Here is a 20,610-nt window from a genome sequence, read left to right on the forward strand (position 1 = left end):
TTATTTTAGAAACATTTTTATAGAAAAGCAAGTAATATATGCTGATCTTTCTACTGTGGATAGAGCGTTTTGTTTGGATGTCGATTGGCTTTAGAGGATTGAATCTTTCGTTTGTCCTGTAGATTTTTGTAATTTCTTTCATAGTTCACAAACATGGATACATTCATTAATATTCCAATAGCAATCGCTAACTGTAATAGGGAGGAACCACCATAACTAACAAATGGTAACGGTACACCTGTTAAAGGAATAAGTCCTGAAATCCCTGCTAAGTTAACAAATGATTGGATACCAATCATGCTAGAAATTCCGATAGCAAGAAGACTTCCAAAAGGATCCTTACATCTTATTGCAACAATGATACCCTTTAAAACAATAAATCCTAGTGATAAAAGGACAAAGGAAACTCCCCAAACACCTAATTCCTCTGCAATGATTGACATGATAAAGTCAGTATGTGGTTCTGGTAAATAGCCAAGTTTTTGAACGCTTTGCCCAAGCCCTAATCCATTTACTCCACCTGATCCAATAGCTAAATAAGAATTAACAAGATGATAACCATTATCCTGTTCAATAGCAAAAGGATTTCCCAATGCTTCAAATCTACCCAATCTTTCTTTAGAGAATATCTCATCCTTTAAGAAGAGTATAAAAGGAAGAATGATTACCACTCCGATAGTAACTAGTTTTGCAATATTTTTCATGTTCATTCCTGAAGACATAATAATAGTTATGGAGATAGCAAAGATGATGGCAGCAGTACCGAAATCAGGCTGAAAAGCAACAAAGATACATACAAGTATTAAATATAATAGCGGTGGTACAACACCTTTATTAAATTGGTTAATATAAGACTGCTTTTTTGCATAGACTGCTGACAAATAAATGATCACGCTAAGCTTGACAAATTCAGAAGGCTGTAGGCTACGGGTTCCAAGCTTAACCCAGCTTAATGCACCACCAGCAACATGTCCAAAAGCAAAAAGAGCGATTAATCCTATTAACGATAAAGCGACCATAGGAATAAGAACCTTATTGCTCTTTAATGCTTTATATGGAAAAAGCGCTACTAGAACAAAAATGGTACCCGCGAGTAGTAAATTAAATCTTTGTTTCTGGAAGAAAAAATCACTGCTATAGCCATATCTTTGTACTGCGGTTACCATACTAGAACTATATACCATGACTAATCCAAAAATTGATAAAAGAACAACAACTATTAATAATGAGTAATCGTACGATTTTAAAATTTTCTTAAACATACAGCTTCTTCCTCATCTTCTAACATCCTAATATTTTATTCTACTATAACATTATAAAATCCTTCTTTGAAGAAAAGAAAAAAGTTAAAAATAATATATCACATTAATCCAAATTTATCTATATTTATGTCATACTAATTAGCCGATTTTATGTTATACTAATCGCCAAATGTGATATACACAACTCATTCAGTTCAACGGTATGGGCTAAATTTTTCAGGATTCCTTATAGTATTACAGCCTATATCTTTTAAAAAAGGTTCTACGTCAAATGTTGGGGTAAAGGCTACCGCGCTACGCTTGGTGGCCTTTCATTCTGATGAGGAAAAGTTCTTTTCCTCATCAGAATGAAAGGTAAATCGTAAGCCCTTATTGAAACAACTTAACCAATGTTTACCCCAATTCTTTTAAACTTGTGTTGTAATAATATTTTCGCCCGAAAACGCTCATAGTTTTTAAATCCAAATGCATTTCGTTTGAGGACTTTGGTGGAGTTATTAATTCCTTCAAGAAAGCCATTTGAGTACCTATAGACAAAACTGTTAAGTATTTCAATCTGCCAATTTTTAAATGTTTTCACTGCTTGACACATTTCCTTAATTCCAGTATCCTCCACCATTTTATAAAACTCTTTTAGCTCTTTTTTGACAGTATAAATTTGATCTTCTCCTATCTCTTTTGCGTGTAAGAACCAAGCACGATAGGCTTCCTTTAGTTCGTAAGCTTTTCTTAATTCATCAGACATTTTCAAGTAACGATCTAAATACCAACGTTCTTCCTCTGTTAGACGCTCGTTTGCTTTATAAAATATATGTCTCATTCTTTTACATTTCTTACGATCGTAGCTATGAAAATCCTTCTGTACCCTTCTTCTTACCCCATCTAATGCCCAATAAATATATCGACAAAAGTGAAAATGGTCTGCAATAATTACCGGTCTTCCCAAAGCTTCTTGAACTGCTGCTTTAAACGAGGGACTCATGTCCATGATTACTACTTGAACATTACCTCCATGGGCCTTCAAATACTGTTTTATCGTTTTTTTATTACGATTGGGTAAGATATCAATAGGTTCTTTTGTAATCGGATTTGCCACAATCAATTGGAACTTTCCCTCACTGGTATCACCTTTGTATTCATCTATGGCTATGACAGGAGGTAATTCCTTCACTGGATGGATTTCACTTTTGGATATTTGATCGAATCGACGAACTACTGTTGTTGTTGAACTTCCATAATTTTCAGCGGTTTCTTTAAAAGTTTTCCCCTTAATTGATCGAATGGATATGACTTGATTCCACTCAATCGAAGTCCGTTGATACCTTTTAACAAATGGATTATTTTCTGAAAAACGTTTTCCACACTCACATACATAACGACGTCTTCTATAAAAAAGATGGGTCTTCCTCTCAAACCATTTCAAATGTTGAATCTTTTGGATTCGATAATCATGAACCTTAATCGTTTTTTTCTGACATCTAGGGCAGAGATGCACCTTTAATTCCATTTCAACATGAATTTGAACAACTTCACCAGACTCCTCAACATTAGTCACAACTACATCTTTTAATCCCGGAAAATACATGTTATTATTCATTTGCACGCAACTCCATTCTTTTGACTTGTTTCTAGACAATTCAAGTATAAAAGAAATGGATGTTTGCGTGTTTTTTATTGTTTGAAAAGTTGTGTCTTAACCCCAACAAATATTATAGAGCCTTAAAAAAAAACTCAAACCATCTACTATTAGACGTTTGAGTTTTTACGCTATTTTCTTTGAGACGCTTCATGAAGTGCTGAAAGTTCTCTTTCTAATTCTTCTAAAATAGTCTTACCTTCCTTCTCTGAAATTAATTCGAGCCGAACAGCAAAGTCTATTTCACGAGATAAGCCAAACATTTGAGTATCCAGAACTTCTTCATATAATGGACATTGTGGCATTGTTAGGTTATCCATCTGCACTTTTATTAGTTTTAAAATTTTATCAGCGTCAGCCTTTAATAACGCGCTTGCCTTTTCTCGATGATCTATTACCATATCAGACGCCAACACGATCCCCCCGTTTCCGAGCGATTATCTTATCTTTAAATTTTATACGGTTGATATAAAAAAAGCAAGAATTATAAGCGACTTGATAAAATTCAACATCTATTGACTGCTAAATTTATGGGATGTCTTAAAGACGCACAGAACTAGAGGAATATCAATTTTTAGAATCATTTAACACGTATTTACACTAAATATTGTGTCGATGTTTTCTGATTGCTTAACGACATCCCATTCTTTTTCATTTTAGTCAATAATGTGATGAAAAATTTCTCAATTATTTTCCGCTCATAATATATCGGCTGCCAGCTGGGCAAGCCCTGATCTTTCCCCTTTTACGAGTTTAATATGCCCAGCAATGGCTTGATCCTTAAATCTTTCCACTACATATGTAAGCCCATTATTATAAGCGTCTAAATAAGGATGATCGATTTGTTCAGGGTCCCCCATTAAGACAATTTTACTTCCTTCTCCAACACGGGTTAATATTGTTTTAACCTCATGCTTTGTTAAATTCTGGGCCTCGTCAATAATAATGTACTGATCAGGAATACTCCTACCCCTAATATAGGTTAATGCCTCAACCTCAATTGAGCCCATTCCTGCTAGAATAGCATCTAATTCTCCTGGTTTTTTTGTATTAAATAAATATTCGAGATTATCGTAAATCGGCTGCATCCATGGTCTGAGCTTTTCTTCTTTTTCACCTGGTAGGAAGCCGAGGTCCTTTCCTACTGGAACGATAGGTCGAGCAACTAATAGCTTTTTATACTCCCCTAAATCCTCTGTCTGCATTAAACCAGCAGCTAATGCAAGCAACGTTTTACCTGTACCAGCCTTTCCAATCAATGTAATTAAAGGTAAATCCTTTCGTAAAAGAAGCTCAATCGCCATGGTTTGCTGAACATTTCTAGGCCGAATCCCCCAAATATGGTCATATTCAAAGATGAGTTTCTTTACTTTTTTTCCTGTCCTTTCAACCATCCCAATGGCAGAGGATGAACTACCCAATGCATCCCTCATAATTAAAAATTGATTTGGATAAAATGGGTGATTTGTTATTTCTGAAAGGGGCAACTCACCCTTCTCATAATATTTATTTAATAATTCCACGTTCATATATAATTCGATAATTCCAGTATATATGTGGTCATTTTCCACTACTCTGTCACTCAAAAAATCCTCTGAATGTAATCCAATTGCATCTGCCTTCACTCTGACAAGAGTGTCCTTACTTACTAATATGACAGGTCTACCATTTTCTTTTGTTTCTTCCTCAATAGATAAATTTTTTGCCACGGCTAATATACGGTTATCATTGGTCTTTTCAACAAAAATATCCTGAAGCTGCTTAAAGGAACGGTGATTCAGTTCGATTCGCAATACACCACCGTTTTCAAGAGGGATTTTTTCATGGAGCTTGCCGGTTTGTCTTAAAGAGTCAATCAGTTTAGATACATGTCTTGCATTCCTTCCGATTTCATCCATATACCTTTTTTTGGAATCCACCTCTTCTAGAACAACTGCCGGAATAACCACTTCGTTATCTTCAAAGGAAAATATTGAATACGGATCCTGTAACAAGACGTTTGTGTCTAACACATATATTTTATTCAATCTGATGCCTCCTGCTCCTCTTGGGGTCTTTATTTGTGTATGAACTAACCGAGTGGACGGATAGACTTGGTAAAATATATGTATTTTCGAATAAAGATAGAAGAAATTTTACACAATAATTGATAACAGAGATCACGCAAATGAATTTGCGCATTAGTGAATGAATTAACTGAAATAAAGTATCCACAGTTATTTCAGGGAAGAACCATTACTTATTATTTTTTTGAAGGTTGATAAAGGAAAAAACAATGTAAACAAGTGTTTCATTTAAAAGGAAAATTGCATGAACATACTTGGAGGTGCCTTATGAAGATTTGGTTAGCCCTATTTCTCTCTATACTCTTCCTTTCTGGATGTGGCTTCAATAATGGCAATAATAATCAGGACAATAATAGTAAGGTTAGTGTCAATAATTCAACCATTCAAAATGTGGATCGAAAAACAGGGCAGCAGATTTCAAAGCATTTAGTCAATTTAGCAACAAGCATTAAAGGAGTCAACGATGCAACAGCTGTTGTATTAGGAAAGTACGCAATCGTTGGTATCGATGTAAATAGCAATATTGATAGGTCACAGGTTGGTTCCATCAAATACGCTGTTTCTGAAGGCCTAAAAGATGATCCTAACGGTGCAAATGCTATGGTTGTCGCTGATCCCGATATGACAGCAAGGCTTAGAGAAATTTCTGAGGATATTCAAAAAGGAGAGCCAATCCAGGGGATTATCAATGAATTGGCGGATATTTCCGGTCGATTAATGCCAGAAATCCCTGCTGACATTATTGATCCTAATACAAAAAGTCAAACGGATAAACCGAAGAATAAGCAAAACAGCAATGATAATAGACAGCTCGAACAAAAACAGGATAAACAATCGAATCATCAAAAAGACTAATTTCATACTCAATTAGAAGAGACTGCCCAATTGGACTGTCTCTTCTAATTATGTAACCCTATAATAATAACTTAAACAAAAAAGCTTAGAAACACCTAAGCTTTTCTTCACATTCTAATTCACATTATTCTTTACGATCCATTTGAGCTTCCCTTTTTAATGCATTCATCACTTGTTTATCAAGCCTCTCAGCTGCAACTTTATCATATGTCTTATCATATTTTGGCTCAACTGAAATCTTTGAACCGTAAAACATAACATCCCGTACTTCATTGATTTTCATTTCAATCAAGGCAAGCTTTATTGGAATTCCATCAATCTTTTCGACCTTAATCACTGCGTCCCCACTAATAGAATAGGTCGATTCATTAGCAATCAAATGAAGAACAATCTTTTCATTATGTTTAATATTTAAAACAATTCTTGATCTATTGTCGACAGCAAAAAGAAGAGTCATGTCGTCACAAGCAAAAACCCAAGAAATAGAGTTCACATTTGGACCATTCGTTTCATAATCCACCGTTGCTATGGTACAAAAATGCTCTTTTTGTAATATTTCATACAATGGTGTAATTAATTTGGGTTCTATCCGATTCGGCATAACAAATCCTCCTTTGATTTTTCCATTATTTTACTACAAAATAAAGAAATCAGCAATTTAGTATGATAGGGCTTAAAGAATCTTCAGAGCTTTCGTGTTATACTATTCTCTAGTAGTATTGATTTTTTTATAGTTGAGGTGTGTAAATGAGAGTTAAATGTGTTCTCTGCGATAAAATTGAAACAATAGAAGATTATTCATTCCAAGCAAAAAGGTTACGAAATCGTCCAATTCACACATATATGTGCAAGCCCTGCGAAGAAAGAATTACAGAGAAAACAAATGAAAGAAAGGCTACTGGTAAATTTCAGTTATACCGACCTAGAGTAGAAGAGGATGAATGGTAGGTCGTAATCTGCCATTTTCCATTAATCAAAAACCGCTTTGAAAAAAGTCCCCCATTGATGATATGAGGTACCATATTTTGAAAAAGCGGTTTTTGGACATATGTATTTCTTTTTTAATATTTAACTTTACTCATCTGGATAATTTACATATTTATCTGGTTCTTGGTTAATTTGATTTAACATGACATCAATTAACTCACGCGGAAAACGTTTGTTATCTGATTTTCCATTTTGACTATACTTCACGAAATACATTTCCTCATCCATTATTATTTCAATATTCGTTAATCCAAATTCAGCAATCAATATTTCATAAAATAGTCTCTCTGTTTCAACTGCAGCTGAATCATCCGGCCTTTCATTCGTTACAACTTTAATGGTAAGCCAATTATAAATAGCGTCTTGTAAGGATTTCATTTCTTCCCCCTAATCCTGATTAACCCGCATGCTTTTGATGATAGCGAAGTCGAATTTTATATATAATAAGAATGACGGCTGCAAGCACTAACCCTTCAGCAACAGGTAAAAATATACCAAGGAATGAAAGAATTGTGCTGCCTAAAGCAAGAAAAATATAAATGATTACAGATTTTAATACTGGCAGTTTTTGTGCAAATCCTAGATTATAGACCAAAATGGAAAGAGCTAAGATGGTTAGATACAAAAGCCACATGCCTACTTCTGGATTTTGTTCTACTTGAAATAACGCTGCAAAAAATGATAGTCTCGAACCAACATCCATGTCCCTTATGCACTCCCTATTTAAAACGTTTGTTTGTTTTTCTACATTTCCCGAAATACTCACGAATATGGCAAAACTTATGTATCGTAAATTGAATAATAGATTTTTATTAAATTTAAAATACACACTCTATACAAAAATAAATAGAGATTTTAAAATATTATATCAAAAAGATCCTCATCCTTCTATTGCTTGGCTTACTTTTTGTTATATGAACTAAAAATAATGAAATATTCCTTCTAAAATTACACAAAACAAAAAACAGACTCAAAAGAATCGTGTTTTACGACCTTTTGAGTCTGTTTCATTTTTCATTATTAATTAATTCATTTCAGCGTATTTTTTCTTCTTAGCTACTCTTTCACGTTCGCTCTTATCGAGGATTTTTTTACGTAAACGAATGGAATCTGGTGTAACCTCACAGTATTCATCTTCATTTAAGTATTCTAATGACTCCTCAAGAGACATGATTCGTGGTTTTTTCATCGTCGCAGTTTGGTCTTTCGTTGCTGAACGGACGTTAGTCTGTTGCTTAACCTTGGTTATATTTACAGTAATATCGTTTTCGCGATTATGCTCCCCGACGATCATTCCTTCGTAAATTTCCGTTCCAGCTTCAACAAAGATTGTTCCTCTATCTTCGACCTGCATTATTCCATAAGTAGAGGTCTTTCCAGTTTCCATGGAAACTAGTACACCTTGTCTTCTTCCACCAACTTGTCCTACTGCCATTGGTTGATAACTATCAAAAGTATGGTTAATGATTCCATATCCGCGAGTTAACGTTAGGAATTCGGTTGTATATCCAATTAATCCACGAGCTGGTACCATAAAGATTAATCTTACTTGACCAGAACCATTATTAATCATATCCAACATTTCACCTTTACGAGCACCAATTGATTCCATAACCGCACCAGTATGCTCCTCAGGAATATCAATTTGAACACGTTCAACAGGCTCACATCGAACACCATCTACTTCTTTTACAATAACTTCTGGCTTAGAAACTTGAAGCTCATAGCCTTCTCTACGCATATTTTCAATTAAGATGGACAGATGGAGCTCTCCACGACCAGAGACGATCCATGCGTCTGGTGAATCTGTATTTTCTACACGAAGGCTGACATCAGTTTGTAATTGAGAACGCAGTCTTTCTTCAATTTTACGTGATGTGATAAACTTCCCTTCTCTTCCAGCGAATGGACTGTTGTTGACTAAGAAGGTCATTTGTAGTGTTGGTTCATCAATTCTAAGAACAGGTAGTGCATCTTGATGCTCGATGGGACAAACTGTTTCACCCACATTTATATCTTCCATTCCCGATACGGCAATCAAATCCCCTGCAATAGCTTCTTGAATTTCTTGTCGCTTTAATCCAAAGAAACCAAAGATTTTTGTCACTCGGAACTGCTTAACTGACCCATCAAGCTTCATTAATGCAACCTGTTGTCCTACCCTCATAGTTCCACGGAATACTCTACCGATTCCAATTCTTCCAACATAATCATTATAATCTAATAATGCTACTTGGAACTGTAATGGTTCTTCTCGATTATCTATTGGAGCAGGAATGTTCTCAATAATTGCTTCATAAAGTGCTTCCATGTTTTCATCCTGTTTTTGAGGATTCGTACTAGCCGTACCATTAATCGCAGAAGCATAAATCACAGGAAATTCAAGTTGTTCTTCCGTTGCATCTAACTCAATAAATAGGTCAATTACCTCATCAATAACCTCTTCTGGACGAGCAAAATCCCTATCAATTTTGTTTACAACGACAATCGGTGTTAAATTTTGTTCTAATGCTTTTTTTAGAACGAAACGAGTTTGTGGCATACAGCCTTCGTAAGCATCTACAACTAAAAGAACACCATCAACCATTTTCATAATCCGTTCAACTTCTCCACCAAAATCAGCATGTCCTGGTGTATCAAGGATATTAATTTTCTTATCCTTATATTGAATAGCAGTGTTTTTAGCTAAGATGGTAATCCCGCGTTCTCTTTCCAAATCGTTTGAATCCATCGCCCGCTCTTCCACATGTTCATTTGAACGAAAGGTCCCAGCTTGTTTTAATAATTGATCGACCAAAGTAGTTTTCCCGTGGTCAACGTGGGCAATAATGGCGATATTTCGAATATCTTCTCTTAATTTCAAGTACGTTCACTCCTATAATAAATTCATTAATATCATGAATACATAATTAACGTTCTTTTCACAACTAAAGTATTATATCACTTTCCTATAGAAAACAAAAAGCTTTTTGTGTAAAATGATAAGAAAAGCTTTTTGACAGCAGAAATTTACATAAAACATAAAAGATTCTTTCAAGTAATTTTCAATTACTAAAAAACGTTAAAGGGATGGGTTGTTTTGAAAAAAGTTAAGTGGCTCTTTTTATTATTTGCAATCGCTGCTGCTGCATGTATGATGGGTACTGGAATTGCAATTGGACAAAGAAATGCTCCAGGTATTTTTATTACCCTCTTCTGTTTAATTCTTGTCATGGGCTTTGGTTTTTCATTGAAGAAAAAAATGAGAGAAAGTGGAAAACTATAATAAAGACTAAAAAAAAATTGGGATATATCATCCCAATCTTTTTTTACCAGTCCCCATTATGTAAATATTTCTCCATTATCTCCTGATGCAGACCTGGTTTGGAAGCAAAAATAGAATTTTGCTCCAACAAATTAAGCGGCTCTCCGTTTAATGTCGTTACTAATCCACCAACTTCTTCAAGGAGAACAAGTCCTGCAGCAAAATCCCAAGGAGAAAGTCTTAACGTAAAATAAGCATCTATTCTTCCTGCTGCAATGCTAGCTAATTCAATGGCAGCAGAACCGTAAGAACGGGTACCACGTACATCAAGAGCTAATCGCGTTAAAATAGAGGGATCAATCCTATTATTTTTAATAACCCAAGTAACGTTTAAAGCAATAATGGCTTCTGCTACCTTTGTTTCCTTTAGTGGGTGAAGTTTCCGATTGTTTAAATAGGCCCCTTCTCCCTTTATGGCATGATATAGCTCATCATTTACAACATCGTAAATTAACCCAATATATCCAATTCCATCCTTATAAATTCCAATAGAAATCGCAAAGTTCCTTTGTTGATGGATGAAATTCATTGTTCCATCAATTGGATCGATAATCCATATGATACCATGAAGTGAGTCAAATTCGTCTCCAAATCCTTCTTCACCAAGAATTTTATGGTCGGGGAATACTTTCTTGATTTTCTCGATAAAAAATTGTTCTGTTTGCTTGTCAATATTGGTTACAAGGTCATTTCGATTGGACTTTGTCTCAATATCCAATGTATGATTAAACGAATGTCTAATCTCTTCTCCAGCTTCTCTTATCCAACTTTTAGCGTAAGTATCGATTTTTTTCCAATCCACCATAAAATCAACTTCCTTCACAAATCTAGATCAAAATTGAATGGTAATTAGTACTAGTTTTATTTTAAGCTTATAGGATTTTATTAATCCCTTCAAGTTAATCGCGCTATATTTCATGAAAAACAAAAAACGAACCCTCACCATTTCGATAAGAGTCCGCTTGTTATTCCAAACGTAATGTATAAATAATAATCAAAGTTTTCATTTTCCCTATCCTTATGTTTGTACTTATAAAGCCTTAAGCCTTAATAATTCCTGCCTGATTTTAATTAATTTTTGCTTGCTAAGATTTTTTTGATCTTCATTATTTTCCTGTATCGCATCAAATAAGGTTGCTAATTCGTAATCTAATTCTAGGCGTAAAACGGCTCTTCTTTCCTTCTCTTTCTTCTCCATTTTTAATGAATTAACTACTTGTTTCATATACCGAGGCACTCCTTTCGTTAATTTTCAGACTATTTTAACTACTTATGCTTTATATTATGAGTTTCAGGTTGTTGTTGCAACAAATTTGTGCGATAACCTAGCAGGTTTCATGTTTTAATGGATGTCTTATTTTTTTCTTTTTTATCTGATTATGCTACAATATTTGACAAAATGGAGAGGGGGATAACGATGACATTTACCGGATTTACTCAATCAGATTTTGATGTATTTAATATAGATGGTTTAGAAGCTAGGATGGATGCAATAAATAAGCAAATTCGACCAAAGCTTGAGGAATTTGGTACATATTTTGCTCCTACACTTTCAGTACTGACTGGTGATGAAATGATTGCACATGTTGCTAAACATGCGCGAAGAACAGTCAATCCACCAAAAGATACATGGGTTGCTTTTGCGAATAACCGAAGGGGATATAAAATGCTGCCCCATTTTCAGATAGGATTATGGGAAACCCATATTTTTATTTGGTTTGCCATTATCTATGAGGCACCTATGAAAGAAAAATACGGAACAATATTTGAAGCGAATACTTCGAAGATTCATAAAGATATTCCAAAGGATTATGTTTGGTCTATGGACCATACAAAACCTGAGGCAATCAAGCATGGCGAACTTTCTAAGGAAGATTTACTCTCAATGTTTGAAAGATTGCAAAGTGTAAAAAAGGCTGAAATACTATGTGGTTATCATTTAACAAAAGAGGAGGCAATTGGGTTATCTGGAAAGGCATTTCTTGATAAGATAGATGCTGTTTTCCAACATTTAGCTCCTTTATATACCATGTTAACTGAAGAGTAGTTGGTAAGAGGTTGACAACCTATAAATTTTAGGGTGTATATCCATTATATGTCAACCTCTTCAAAAACATTATTTTTTCATTTTAATTTTTTCACCTGAGCTTGATTCTTTTACCTTTTTCACCGTATGATAGCAGGAATATCCACTGATTTCTTCAAATTCACCACATATTCTTTTTTCTTCTGCTTTACTCGGTACAATTTCCTTAAATCTTCGATAAATTTCTAATAAAGAATCACGGTCAACACCGCTTTCATAAGCCCTTTCAACATTTTCAAAAAATTTAATCACATCAATTATTTCTTCTGTGGACCAGTCCGGTTCTATTGGATATTGATATTCCACTAAATCACCTCATTATGTTATTCCTGTTGAATTTTCTTATCATTAAATACTATACTTTCCATCTATTACGAATCTTTTCCCCATCATTAATCATCTGATCTATAAGCTCTTTAACGGTTGGTACATCTTTAATAAGGCCCATAACCTGTCCGGCCCAGGCAAATCCCTCATCCATTTTTCCTTCATAAATATATCTTTTATTAGCCTCACCACTAATAAAATCCTTAAGCTCCTCGTATCCTCCATTATTTTTCTCGATATTCATAATCTTTTCCGTCCATGAATTGCTTATTGCCCTTGCAGGAGCACCAAGGCTTCTTTTGATGACCACTGTATCATTTTCTGTCCCGTTTACTAATTGTTCCTTATATCGATCAGAAGCATGGACACATTCTTTTGTAGCGATAAATCTGGTTCCCATTTCAATTCCTTCTGCACCTAGGCTTAATGCAGCCATTAAGCCTCTGCCATCTCCTATCCCTCCTGAGGCTATTACTGGGATATTTACCGCATCTACAACCTGTGGAATTAATACGAAGGTCCCTGTATCATTCCTCCCTAAATGCCCACCACCTTCTTGTCCCACAACCATAACTGCATCGGCACCTAATTGTTCTGCCTTTTCCGCTTGTCTTCTAGCAGCTACCAATACTAGCTTTTTAATATTGGTTCCCTTTAATTGATCAAAAATGGGTGCAGGATTTCCACCTGTCATTGAAATAACAGGAACCTCTTCCTCAATGGCAACATCTAAAAAATGGGAATATTTTCTTCCATGTTGGCCAATAGCAAAATTCACTCCAAAGGGTTTATCTGTTAGCTCCCTCACCTTTTGTATTTCTGCTCTTAAATCCTCCGGAGTTTCTAATGACATAGCTGTTATTTGCCCTAATCCACCTGCATTAGATACCGCAGCAGCTAATTCGGAGTATGCTAAATAGGCTAAACCACCTTGAATGATCGGATATTGAATTTGGAGTATATCCGTTATTCTTGTCTCCCAATTCATTTTCTCCCCTCCCTAAAAACGATATTTTTATTTAGTTCTACTTTTATGTTTTATTTTCCTCTTGATTCCTAAAACTATCTATAATGTGACATGAAGAAAATCACTAGGCAAAGAAAATGAATAATGCTATAATGCATTTGTTTTATTTTTTTTAGATATTATTTTGAAGAGGTGTGGAGCAGAATTGTTACAAAATGAAACACCGTTATTTAGCGGCTTACTTAACCATGCAAAAAAAAATCCTGTTCAATTTCATATACCCGGGCATAAAAAAGGAGCAGGAATTGACCCTGATTTTCGAGAGTTTATTGGTGATAATGCTCTATCAATTGATTTAATCAATATTGGACCACTTGATGATCTTCATCAGCCAAAAGGGATGATAAAAGAAGCACAGGATTTAGCCGCTGAAGCCTTTGGGGCGGATCATACCTTTTTCTCTGTACAGGGAACTAGCGGAGCCATAATGGCTATGGTCATGGCTGTTTGTGGACCTGGAGACAAAATTATTGTACCTAGAAACGTTCATAAATCCGTTATGTCAGCGATTGTTTTTTCCGGGGCAATCCCCATTTTTATTCACCCTGAAGTAGATAAAAACCTTGGGATATCACATGGAATTACAATTCAATCTGTAGAAAAGGCATTAGAACAACACCCCGATGCCAAAGGACTGTTAGTGATTAATCCTACGTATTTTGGAATTTCTGCCGATTTAAAGAAAATCGTGGAACTTGCACATTCTCATAATATTCCTGTACTAGTTGATGAGGCACACGGGGTTCATATTCATTTTCATGAGGATTTACCATTATCCGCTATGCAGGCTGGAGCTGACATGGCTGCAACAAGTGTCCATAAGCTTGGTGGTTCAATGACCCAAAGCTCCATCTTAAATGTAAAGAAAGGGCTTGTCTCGGTTAAACGGGTTCAATCCATTTTAAGTATGTTAACCACGACTTCCACTTCCTACCTTTTATTAGCTTCCTTAGATGTGGCTAGAAAAAGGTTAGCCACTGAAGGAAAAGAATTGATTGACCGTACAATTAATTTAGCACAGTATATACGAAAACAAGTCAATACAATTGATCATCTTTATTGTGTTGGGGAAGAAATTTTGAAATCACAATCAGCATTTGATTATGATCCAACCAAATTAATCATATCAGTGAAAGATCTTGGCTTAAATGGCTTTGATGTAGAAAGATGGTTAAGGGAACATTATAACATCGAAGTAGAAATGTCGGATTTATATAACATTCTCTGCATCATAACTCCAGGGGATACAAAGGAAGAGGCAGAAACATTAATTAAAGCTTTAAAGCATTTATCTGATGAAAGAAAGGATGTAGCTGAAAAGATCCATACATCCGTCCTATTACCAGAAATTCCAGTATTAGCTTTGAGCCCTCGAGATGCATTTTATGCTGAGACAGAGCTAGTACCTTTCGATGAATCCGAAGGAAGAATTATTGCTGAATTCATTATGGTCTACCCACCTGGAATCCCTATTTTTATTCCAGGAGAGATTATTACAGAGGATAATCTTGTTTACATTAAAAAGAATATGGAAGCTGGATTACCAGTCCAAGGTCCAGAGGATTATGATTTAAGTATGTTAAGAGTAATAAAGGAACATCGGGCAATAAAATAAAAATAATTATTACTACTATTTCAAGAAGCAGATATTGAATTTTGATATCTGCTTCTTTTTTTCTATTTCAACAATGAGCTTTAACACAGCCATTTGAAAAATGTATGTAAAATAAAAATAGGCCCATCCATTATGAATAGGTCTAATAAAATCGAAATATATATACTATTTTTCTATACTAATTACCTTCAAACAATCGGAAAGTACTTCCCCATTTCCTAAAACCTATTTTTCGTGATGATGTTTTTCCTTGCAATTTGGACAATCACATTTTGAATATAAAACAGTTACCTTTTCATCTTCAAAATAAGCGATTGTTGAATCACAATTTTGGCACACGATTGTTCCCATTATTAATCCCCTTTTCATAAGTAATTTTTCATTAAGAAAGCGTTTTAAATATTATTTATTTAAATAATAATATAACACTTTTAAAATTTCAAGCCTAAATTGTATAACACATTTAATTTTTTATTATCGATTTTTATATTTTATTCACCAATTTCACTTTGTTTGAAAAATAGTATGACATATTTTACACATAAAAAACCAGAAAGGAAAATCCTTGCTGGTTTTCTTCAGTGTCTTTATTCATACTGAGTGTGGAATGGAATGCTTGGTAAAGCGGATGAAAAGAACTCTATTAATTCTATAGCCTGCTGTTCATCTTGGATATGAAATGCTCTCTTGATATAATCGACATCATCGAGGTCTTTAGGGTCGAGGAGAGATGAGCGGCCAGTTTGCATGCAAACAACTAGAGGTTTTCCGAAAAACATATTGGTGAAAATAATTCCGAAGTCATATCTTGTATTCTCGGTGGTAAAACCAACAAAGCGAACATTAGCATTTTCAAATTCATCATACAATTTGTTAAATAGCTCCATATATTTCCTCCTTCGATGTTTAAATATTTAGAATTTTATTATAATTGATATTCCCGATTTTTTCAAGCACTATTTATTTCAAAATAACACATAGTACTCTTTTCCCATTTGGTTTATATGTATTTATATTGTCTAAAGATTTTAAACAATGCTAGAATATACATGATCAAGGGAAATCGTTGGGAAAATTTTTTTCACACGGGAGGATGGAGAATGACTAATAATGCCTATATAAAATTAGTTCCCGCTTCTGCAAAAGAGAGTATTTCTAAAGAGGAACTAAAGAATCTTTTTCTATATTATAAAGAAATAACTGCTAAAACCGGTAAACAGGTTGGTTGGAACTATGATGCAGCAGCTTTTCCATATGAAATCGAAGAAAAGACTGGCGAAAAGGGTGATTGGTTATACCTTTATTCCAACCAGGACCGCTATCACGCTATCCTAGTAGGGATTGTGAATAATGAAAAAATAGAAGGGGATGGTACAAAGAGTGAACAAACAGTTATTCAAGTCACCCTCCCCCCTACGTCAACCTATGGAGATAAAGGGAAAGCGACCGAATTCTGCAAGTTTCTAGGAAAAAAACTTAAGGGTGAATTACATTTATTTAACAGTAGAATTATGTATTACTACCCTCGAAAGTAAGTTAAATCAACCAAGGGCAGCCCCAAGTAAATGTGCCAGACTTCAAAGGGGACTGCCTATTTTTTGTCATTAGATAACTCCATATTTCAATCCCTAATTCATATAGACTAAGGTGAGATGAAATGAGCTGTAGATGATTAAACTTAAAAACGTAAGAACAAAGGTTTTTTTAGTCGATCTAATAATCGTATTACTAATCATAATAGCAAGATAGAAAAAGATTAGAAACATCAAGATATTATAAATAGGCTGATCTCGTTTGGATAGCCACTCCATTAAATTATAACCACTCCAAATAATCAATTGAATTAGTATTACAGTGTAGCTCTTCATTTCACACCACCTATGTCTATAATTACATTTCCTTACTAGGATGAAAAAAAGAATATCAATGTATGTATGAAATGTGAAATCTATTATTTAATAATTCATAAACAACTTTGATACTAACAGACAACCGGTAAAATACTACTTGATTCCCCACAATATAACAAAACTTATCATTTATGTAACATTTAGATTAAATGAAATATTTATAATTCATCTTATGTTAAAATATGATGAAAAATGAGGCTAAGTTCGGATAAGTAGTATTTATATAAAAAGCGGGGAACCTATTATGAAAGGATTGCTAGTACTAGTAGTTGCATTATTCATCTATTTATCCATCCTTTTCACAGATGAAAAAACAACAGATGAAATTGTCATTGATAATAATATTAAGCAAATACTATTTTTTTCAAAGGAAACAAACTTTGATGATGAAGCATCCTATTATGATGCAATTATTGAATTGAAAAAACAATTCCCTAATGAAGTAAATAATATGTTGATTATTTCTTCTGATGACGCAAAAGAATACTTAGACGAATACGATGTAAAGGAATGCCCTGCAATAGTTGTTGTATATCAAAACAAGGTTTTAACAAGTGTAGATGGACAAATTTCTAAAGAAAAAATCATAAAACCTATTAAAAATGCATTATCAAAAGAATTATATTGAACAATTTCAAATTGATAAAAAAAGTATTTCTTTATTTACATAAAAAGAGGCATTCCCGTAAGGTACTATTCACCTTATTGGAATGCCTTATTTTCATATTATTTTACGATATGAATAGGAGTTCCTAATGCAACCTCAGCTGCTTCCATTGTAATTTCACCCAATGTTGGATGAGCATGGATGGTCATTGCTAAATCTTCAGCAGTCATTCCTGCCTCAATTGCCAGACCTAATTCAGCAATCATATCTGAAGCACTTGGTCCTGCTATCTGAGCACCAATGACTAAGTTGTCATCTTGACGAGTAACAATCTTTACAAATCCATCTGTACTATCTAATGCTAATGCACGTCCATTAGCTGCAAATGGGAATTTAGCTGCAACAACACTTATTCCTTCTTCTTTTGCTTGTTTTTCCGTATATCCGACAGTTGCAAGCTCAGGATCTGAGAATACAACCGCAGGAATACCGAGATAATCAATTTCTGCTGGGTGCCCAGAGATGGCTTCTGCAGCGATTTTTGCTTCATAGGAAGCTTTATGTGCTAGCTGTGGTCCAGCAACAATATCACCAATTGCATACACATTTGGAATATTGGTACGGCATTGTTTATCAATCTGAATAAGACCACGGTCTGTTAATTCAACTCCGACCTGTTCAAGTCCAATTTCATCGGTATTTGGACGTCGACCTACCGTTACAAGAACATAGTCAGCTTCAATGGACTTTTCTTCTCCTTTTGCTTCATAGGTTACTAGAACGCCATCTTCTTTTTCAACGACACCCTTAGCCATTGCTTTCGTAACAATTTCTGCACCCTTTTTCTTCAGGTTACGAGAAACGATTGATGACATTTGTTTTTCAAATGCACCCGCAAAAAGCTCATCGCTTCCTTCAAGAATAACAATTTCAGTACCGAAATTCGCATAAGCAGTTCCTAGCTCAACCCCAATAACTCCGCCACCAATGATGACTATTTTTTTAGGGATTTCAGGCAGACTTAATGCTCCAGTTGAGTTCAATACTCGTTTTGAATATTTAAATGTAGGAAGCTCTATTGGGCGTGAACCTGTTGCAATAATCACATTCTTAAATGTATAAGTCTGTGCTGAATTCTCAGTCATTACACGGATATTATTAGCATCAACGAAATAACCTTCTCCACGAACGATATCAACCTTGTTCCCCTTTAGTAATCCTTCGACACCGCCAGTTAACTTTTTCACAACGCTAGCTTTCCACTCTTGAACCTTAGTAAAATCAACCTTTACATTTTCAGCGGTAATCCCCATTGATTCAGAATGTAAAGCATGCTCATAACGATGCCCAGCTGATATCAAAGCCTTTGATGGAATACAACCAACATTTAAACAAACGCCACCAAGATTTTCTTTTTCTACAATAGTTACTTTTTGTCCTAATTGTGCTGCACGTATAGCAGCTACATAACCACCAGGTCCTGCACCTAGAACAAGAGTATCAGTTTCAATTGGGAAATCTCCTACTACCATTTATTACGCCTCCATTAACAATAATTCTGGATCGTTCAACAAACGCTTAATATGGTTAAGAGCATGTTGAGCAGTTGCTCCATCAATAATTCGATGATCAAAGCTTAATGACAATGCAAGGACAGGGGCTGCAACAATTTCTCCGTCTCTTACAATCGGTTTCTCGGCAATTCGACCAATTCCTAAAATAGCTACTTCAGGATGATTGATAACCGGCGTAAACCACTGACCTCCAGCTGATCCGATATTTGTAATCGTACAAGAAGCACCTTTCATTTCATTTGGTGCCAATTTACCTTCACGCGCTTTGGTTGCTAACTCATTTATTTCATTTGAAATATTAAACACAGATTTACGATCTGCATCCTTCACAACAGGGACTAAAAGACCTTTTTCAGTGTCAGCGGCAATCCCAATATTGAAATAATGCTTATGAATAATCTCACTAGACGCATCATCAATGGATGTATTCAAAGCAGGGAATTCACGTAATGCACTGGTTAAAGCTTTTACCACATATGGTAAGAATGTAAGCTTAATGCCCTTATTAGCAGCTACCTCTTTAAATTTCTTCCGATGAGCAACCAACTTAGTTACATCAACCTCATCCATCAAGGTTACATGTGGAGCTGTATGTTTTGAATTTACCATTGCTTTGGCAATAGCCTTACGGATACCACTCATTTTTTCACGAGTTTCTGGATATTCTCCAGCTGGAATTGGTTGAGCCGCAGCATTTGTTTCAGCTATCTCAGCAGTTTCCTCAGCTTTGGCAGGTGCTTCTGTCGCTACTTGTGAACCACCTGTTAGGAATGCATCAATATCAGTTTTTAATACTCGTCCATTTTTCCCTGTTCCAGCAACATTTCGTATTTCAACACCTTTTTCACGCGCATATTTCCTAACTGAAGGCATAGCAATCACACGTCGATCAGGATCAACCGGCTCAGGATTTTGACCATTTGCCACCGGTGCAGTTGCTTCCTCTTGAGCAGTGTTTTCTACTGGAGTTTGTTCTTTTGGTTGCTCCTTCGATGTCTCATCATCTTCTTCACCTTTAAATTTTAAATCTTCATAACCCGGTGCGTCAAATGTGATAAGAACCTGACCAACAGTGGCAACTGTACCCTCATCAACTAGTACTTCTAGTACTGTACCTTCCACAGGTGAGGGTATTTCTACTACTGCCTTATCATTTTGAACCTCACATAAAATATCGTCTTCTTGAACCTTATCACCCGATTTTACAAACCATTTAACAATTTCACCTTCATGGATACCTTCACCGATATCAGGCAATTTAAATTGAAATGCCAATGGAATTCACCCTCCTATTTATGCAATCTGTATTAGAGTCAATTTAAGTATAAAAGGGGGTTAAAACGCCCCTCTAATA

24 protein-coding genes are annotated in these 20,610 nt (G+C 35.0%); 7 read left to right on the plus strand and 17 right to left on the minus strand.

Annotated features, from left to right (window positions below; translation table 11 throughout):
- Positions 1-50: 50 nt before the first annotated feature.
- From BQ6100_RS07380 to BQ6100_RS07395, 4 genes are all read right to left on the minus strand, one after another.
- On the minus strand, positions 51-1,262 hold the full coding sequence (locus BQ6100_RS07380) for an FtsW/RodA/SpoVE family cell cycle protein (protein ID WP_075981058.1): 1,212 nt from the start codon (positions 1,260-1,262) through the stop codon (positions 51-53).
- Between the two features lie 382 nt (positions 1,263-1,644).
- The gene (locus BQ6100_RS07385) at positions 1,645-2,859 is read right to left on the minus strand and encodes an ISL3 family transposase (RefSeq protein WP_075980355.1); all 1,215 of its coding nucleotides are present in this window, start codon (positions 2,857-2,859) and stop codon (positions 1,645-1,647) included.
- Between the two features lie 170 nt (positions 2,860-3,029).
- Positions 3,030-3,311, minus strand: coding sequence for a YlaN family protein (locus BQ6100_RS07390; RefSeq protein ID WP_075981059.1), 282 nt, complete (start codon positions 3,309-3,311; stop codon positions 3,030-3,032).
- 285 nt (positions 3,312-3,596) lie between these two features.
- Positions 3,597-4,925, minus strand: coding sequence for a PhoH family protein (locus BQ6100_RS07395; protein WP_075981060.1), 1,329 nt, complete (start codon positions 4,923-4,925; stop codon positions 3,597-3,599).
- 306 nt (positions 4,926-5,231) lie between these two features.
- Here BQ6100_RS07395 and BQ6100_RS07400 point away from each other — a divergent pair, with 306 nt between their 5' ends.
- A complete protein-coding gene (locus tag BQ6100_RS07400) occupies positions 5,232-5,819 on the plus strand; it encodes a YhcN/YlaJ family sporulation lipoprotein (RefSeq protein WP_075981061.1) in 588 nt (195 codons plus the stop codon).
- A 124-nt stretch (positions 5,820-5,943) separates the two neighbouring features.
- On the opposite strand, the gene BQ6100_RS07405 is transcribed toward BQ6100_RS07400, so the two are convergent.
- Positions 5,944-6,420, minus strand: a complete 477-nt coding sequence (locus BQ6100_RS07405) for a pyridoxamine 5'-phosphate oxidase family protein (protein ID WP_075981062.1) — start codon at positions 6,418-6,420, stop codon at positions 5,944-5,946.
- A 146-nt stretch (positions 6,421-6,566) separates the two neighbouring features.
- Here BQ6100_RS07405 and BQ6100_RS07410 point away from each other — a divergent pair, with 146 nt between their 5' ends.
- Positions 6,567-6,767, plus strand: coding sequence for a YlaI family protein (locus tag BQ6100_RS07410; RefSeq protein WP_075981063.1), 201 nt, complete (start codon positions 6,567-6,569; stop codon positions 6,765-6,767).
- 126 nt (positions 6,768-6,893) lie between these two features.
- On the opposite strand, the gene BQ6100_RS07415 is transcribed toward BQ6100_RS07410, so the two are convergent.
- From BQ6100_RS07415 to typA, 3 genes are all read right to left on the minus strand, one after another.
- Positions 6,894-7,184, minus strand: coding sequence for a hypothetical protein (locus tag BQ6100_RS07415; RefSeq protein WP_075981064.1), 291 nt, complete (start codon positions 7,182-7,184; stop codon positions 6,894-6,896).
- Between the two features lie 19 nt (positions 7,185-7,203).
- Positions 7,204-7,509: a YlaH-like family protein gene (locus BQ6100_RS07420; RefSeq protein WP_075981065.1), complete on the minus strand. Its 306-nt coding sequence runs from the start codon at positions 7,507-7,509 to the stop codon at positions 7,204-7,206.
- A 321-nt stretch (positions 7,510-7,830) separates the two neighbouring features.
- Entirely contained in the window at positions 7,831-9,669 is a 1,839-nt protein-coding gene (gene typA / locus BQ6100_RS07425) for a translational GTPase TypA (protein ID WP_075981066.1), read from the minus strand.
- 216 nt (positions 9,670-9,885) lie between these two features.
- On the opposite strand from typA, the gene BQ6100_RS07430 reads away from it, so the two are divergent.
- On the plus strand, positions 9,886-10,071 hold the full coding sequence (locus BQ6100_RS07430) for a YlaF family protein (RefSeq protein WP_075981067.1): 186 nt from the start codon (positions 9,886-9,888) through the stop codon (positions 10,069-10,071).
- 43 nt (positions 10,072-10,114) lie between these two features.
- Here BQ6100_RS07430 and BQ6100_RS07435 read toward each other — a convergent pair whose 3' ends face one another.
- Positions 10,115-10,915, minus strand: a complete 801-nt coding sequence (locus tag BQ6100_RS07435; RefSeq protein ID WP_075981068.1) for an inositol monophosphatase family protein — start codon at positions 10,913-10,915, stop codon at positions 10,115-10,117.
- 225 nt (positions 10,916-11,140) lie between these two features.
- Complete coding sequence (locus BQ6100_RS07440; protein WP_075981069.1) at positions 11,141-11,335, minus strand: hypothetical protein; 195 nt, start codon at positions 11,333-11,335, stop codon at positions 11,141-11,143.
- Between the two features lie 192 nt (positions 11,336-11,527).
- On the opposite strand from BQ6100_RS07440, the gene BQ6100_RS07445 reads away from it, so the two are divergent.
- Positions 11,528-12,157 (plus strand): YktB family protein, encoded by a 630-nt coding sequence (locus BQ6100_RS07445; protein ID WP_075981070.1) that lies wholly within the window; start codon positions 11,528-11,530, stop codon positions 12,155-12,157.
- Positions 12,158-12,226: 69 nt separating this feature from the next.
- Here BQ6100_RS07445 and BQ6100_RS07450 read toward each other — a convergent pair whose 3' ends face one another.
- Together BQ6100_RS07450 and BQ6100_RS07455 are read right to left on the minus strand one after the other, a co-directional pair.
- The gene (locus BQ6100_RS07450) at positions 12,227-12,502 is read right to left on the minus strand and encodes a UPF0223 family protein (RefSeq protein ID WP_075981071.1); all 276 of its coding nucleotides are present in this window, start codon (positions 12,500-12,502) and stop codon (positions 12,227-12,229) included.
- A 49-nt stretch (positions 12,503-12,551) separates the two neighbouring features.
- Complete coding sequence (locus BQ6100_RS07455; RefSeq protein WP_075981072.1) at positions 12,552-13,511, minus strand: NAD(P)H-dependent flavin oxidoreductase; 960 nt, start codon at positions 13,509-13,511, stop codon at positions 12,552-12,554.
- 184 nt (positions 13,512-13,695) lie between these two features.
- Here BQ6100_RS07455 and BQ6100_RS07460 point away from each other — a divergent pair, with 184 nt between their 5' ends.
- Positions 13,696-15,165, plus strand: coding sequence for an aminotransferase class I/II-fold pyridoxal phosphate-dependent enzyme (locus BQ6100_RS07460; protein ID WP_075981073.1), 1,470 nt, complete (start codon positions 13,696-13,698; stop codon positions 15,163-15,165).
- 225 nt (positions 15,166-15,390) lie between these two features.
- Here the strand turns inward: BQ6100_RS07460 and BQ6100_RS07465 are convergent, their stop codons facing one another.
- Together BQ6100_RS07465 and BQ6100_RS07470 are read right to left on the minus strand one after the other, a co-directional pair.
- Positions 15,391-15,516 (minus strand): GapA-binding peptide SR1P, encoded by a 126-nt coding sequence (locus tag BQ6100_RS07465; RefSeq protein WP_075981074.1) that lies wholly within the window; start codon positions 15,514-15,516, stop codon positions 15,391-15,393.
- A gap of 236 nt (positions 15,517-15,752) precedes the next feature.
- Positions 15,753-16,052: a DUF3055 domain-containing protein gene (locus tag BQ6100_RS07470; RefSeq protein ID WP_075981075.1), complete on the minus strand. Its 300-nt coding sequence runs from the start codon at positions 16,050-16,052 to the stop codon at positions 15,753-15,755.
- A 213-nt stretch (positions 16,053-16,265) separates the two neighbouring features.
- Between BQ6100_RS07470 and BQ6100_RS07475 the strand changes: the two genes are divergently transcribed.
- Positions 16,266-16,700 carry a DUF1885 family protein gene (locus tag BQ6100_RS07475; RefSeq protein WP_075981076.1) on the plus strand — a complete coding sequence of 145 codons (435 nt, stop codon included), beginning with the start codon at positions 16,266-16,268 and terminating at the stop codon, positions 16,698-16,700.
- A gap of 93 nt (positions 16,701-16,793) precedes the next feature.
- Here BQ6100_RS07475 and BQ6100_RS07480 read toward each other — a convergent pair whose 3' ends face one another.
- Complete coding sequence (locus BQ6100_RS07480; protein WP_075981077.1) at positions 16,794-17,033, minus strand: hypothetical protein; 240 nt, start codon at positions 17,031-17,033, stop codon at positions 16,794-16,796.
- A 286-nt stretch (positions 17,034-17,319) separates the two neighbouring features.
- Between BQ6100_RS07480 and BQ6100_RS07485 the strand changes: the two genes are divergently transcribed.
- Complete coding sequence (locus BQ6100_RS07485; RefSeq protein ID WP_075981078.1) at positions 17,320-17,703, plus strand: hypothetical protein; 384 nt, start codon at positions 17,320-17,322, stop codon at positions 17,701-17,703.
- 98 nt (positions 17,704-17,801) lie between these two features.
- Here the strand turns inward: BQ6100_RS07485 and lpdA are convergent, their stop codons facing one another.
- A complete protein-coding gene (gene lpdA, locus BQ6100_RS07490; RefSeq protein ID WP_075981079.1) occupies positions 17,802-19,214 on the minus strand; it encodes a dihydrolipoyl dehydrogenase in 1,413 nt (470 codons plus the stop codon).
- Positions 19,215-19,217: 3 nt separating this feature from the next.
- The gene (locus BQ6100_RS07495; RefSeq protein ID WP_075981080.1) at positions 19,218-20,531 is read right to left on the minus strand and encodes a dihydrolipoamide acetyltransferase family protein; all 1,314 of its coding nucleotides are present in this window, start codon (positions 20,529-20,531) and stop codon (positions 19,218-19,220) included.
- Positions 20,532-20,610: the final 79 nt, after the last annotated feature.

It is taken from the genome of Bacillus massilinigeriensis (assembly GCF_900117315.1).
Lineage (GTDB): Bacteria > Bacillota > Bacilli > Bacillales > Cytobacillaceae > Bacillus_BE > Bacillus_BE massilionigeriensis.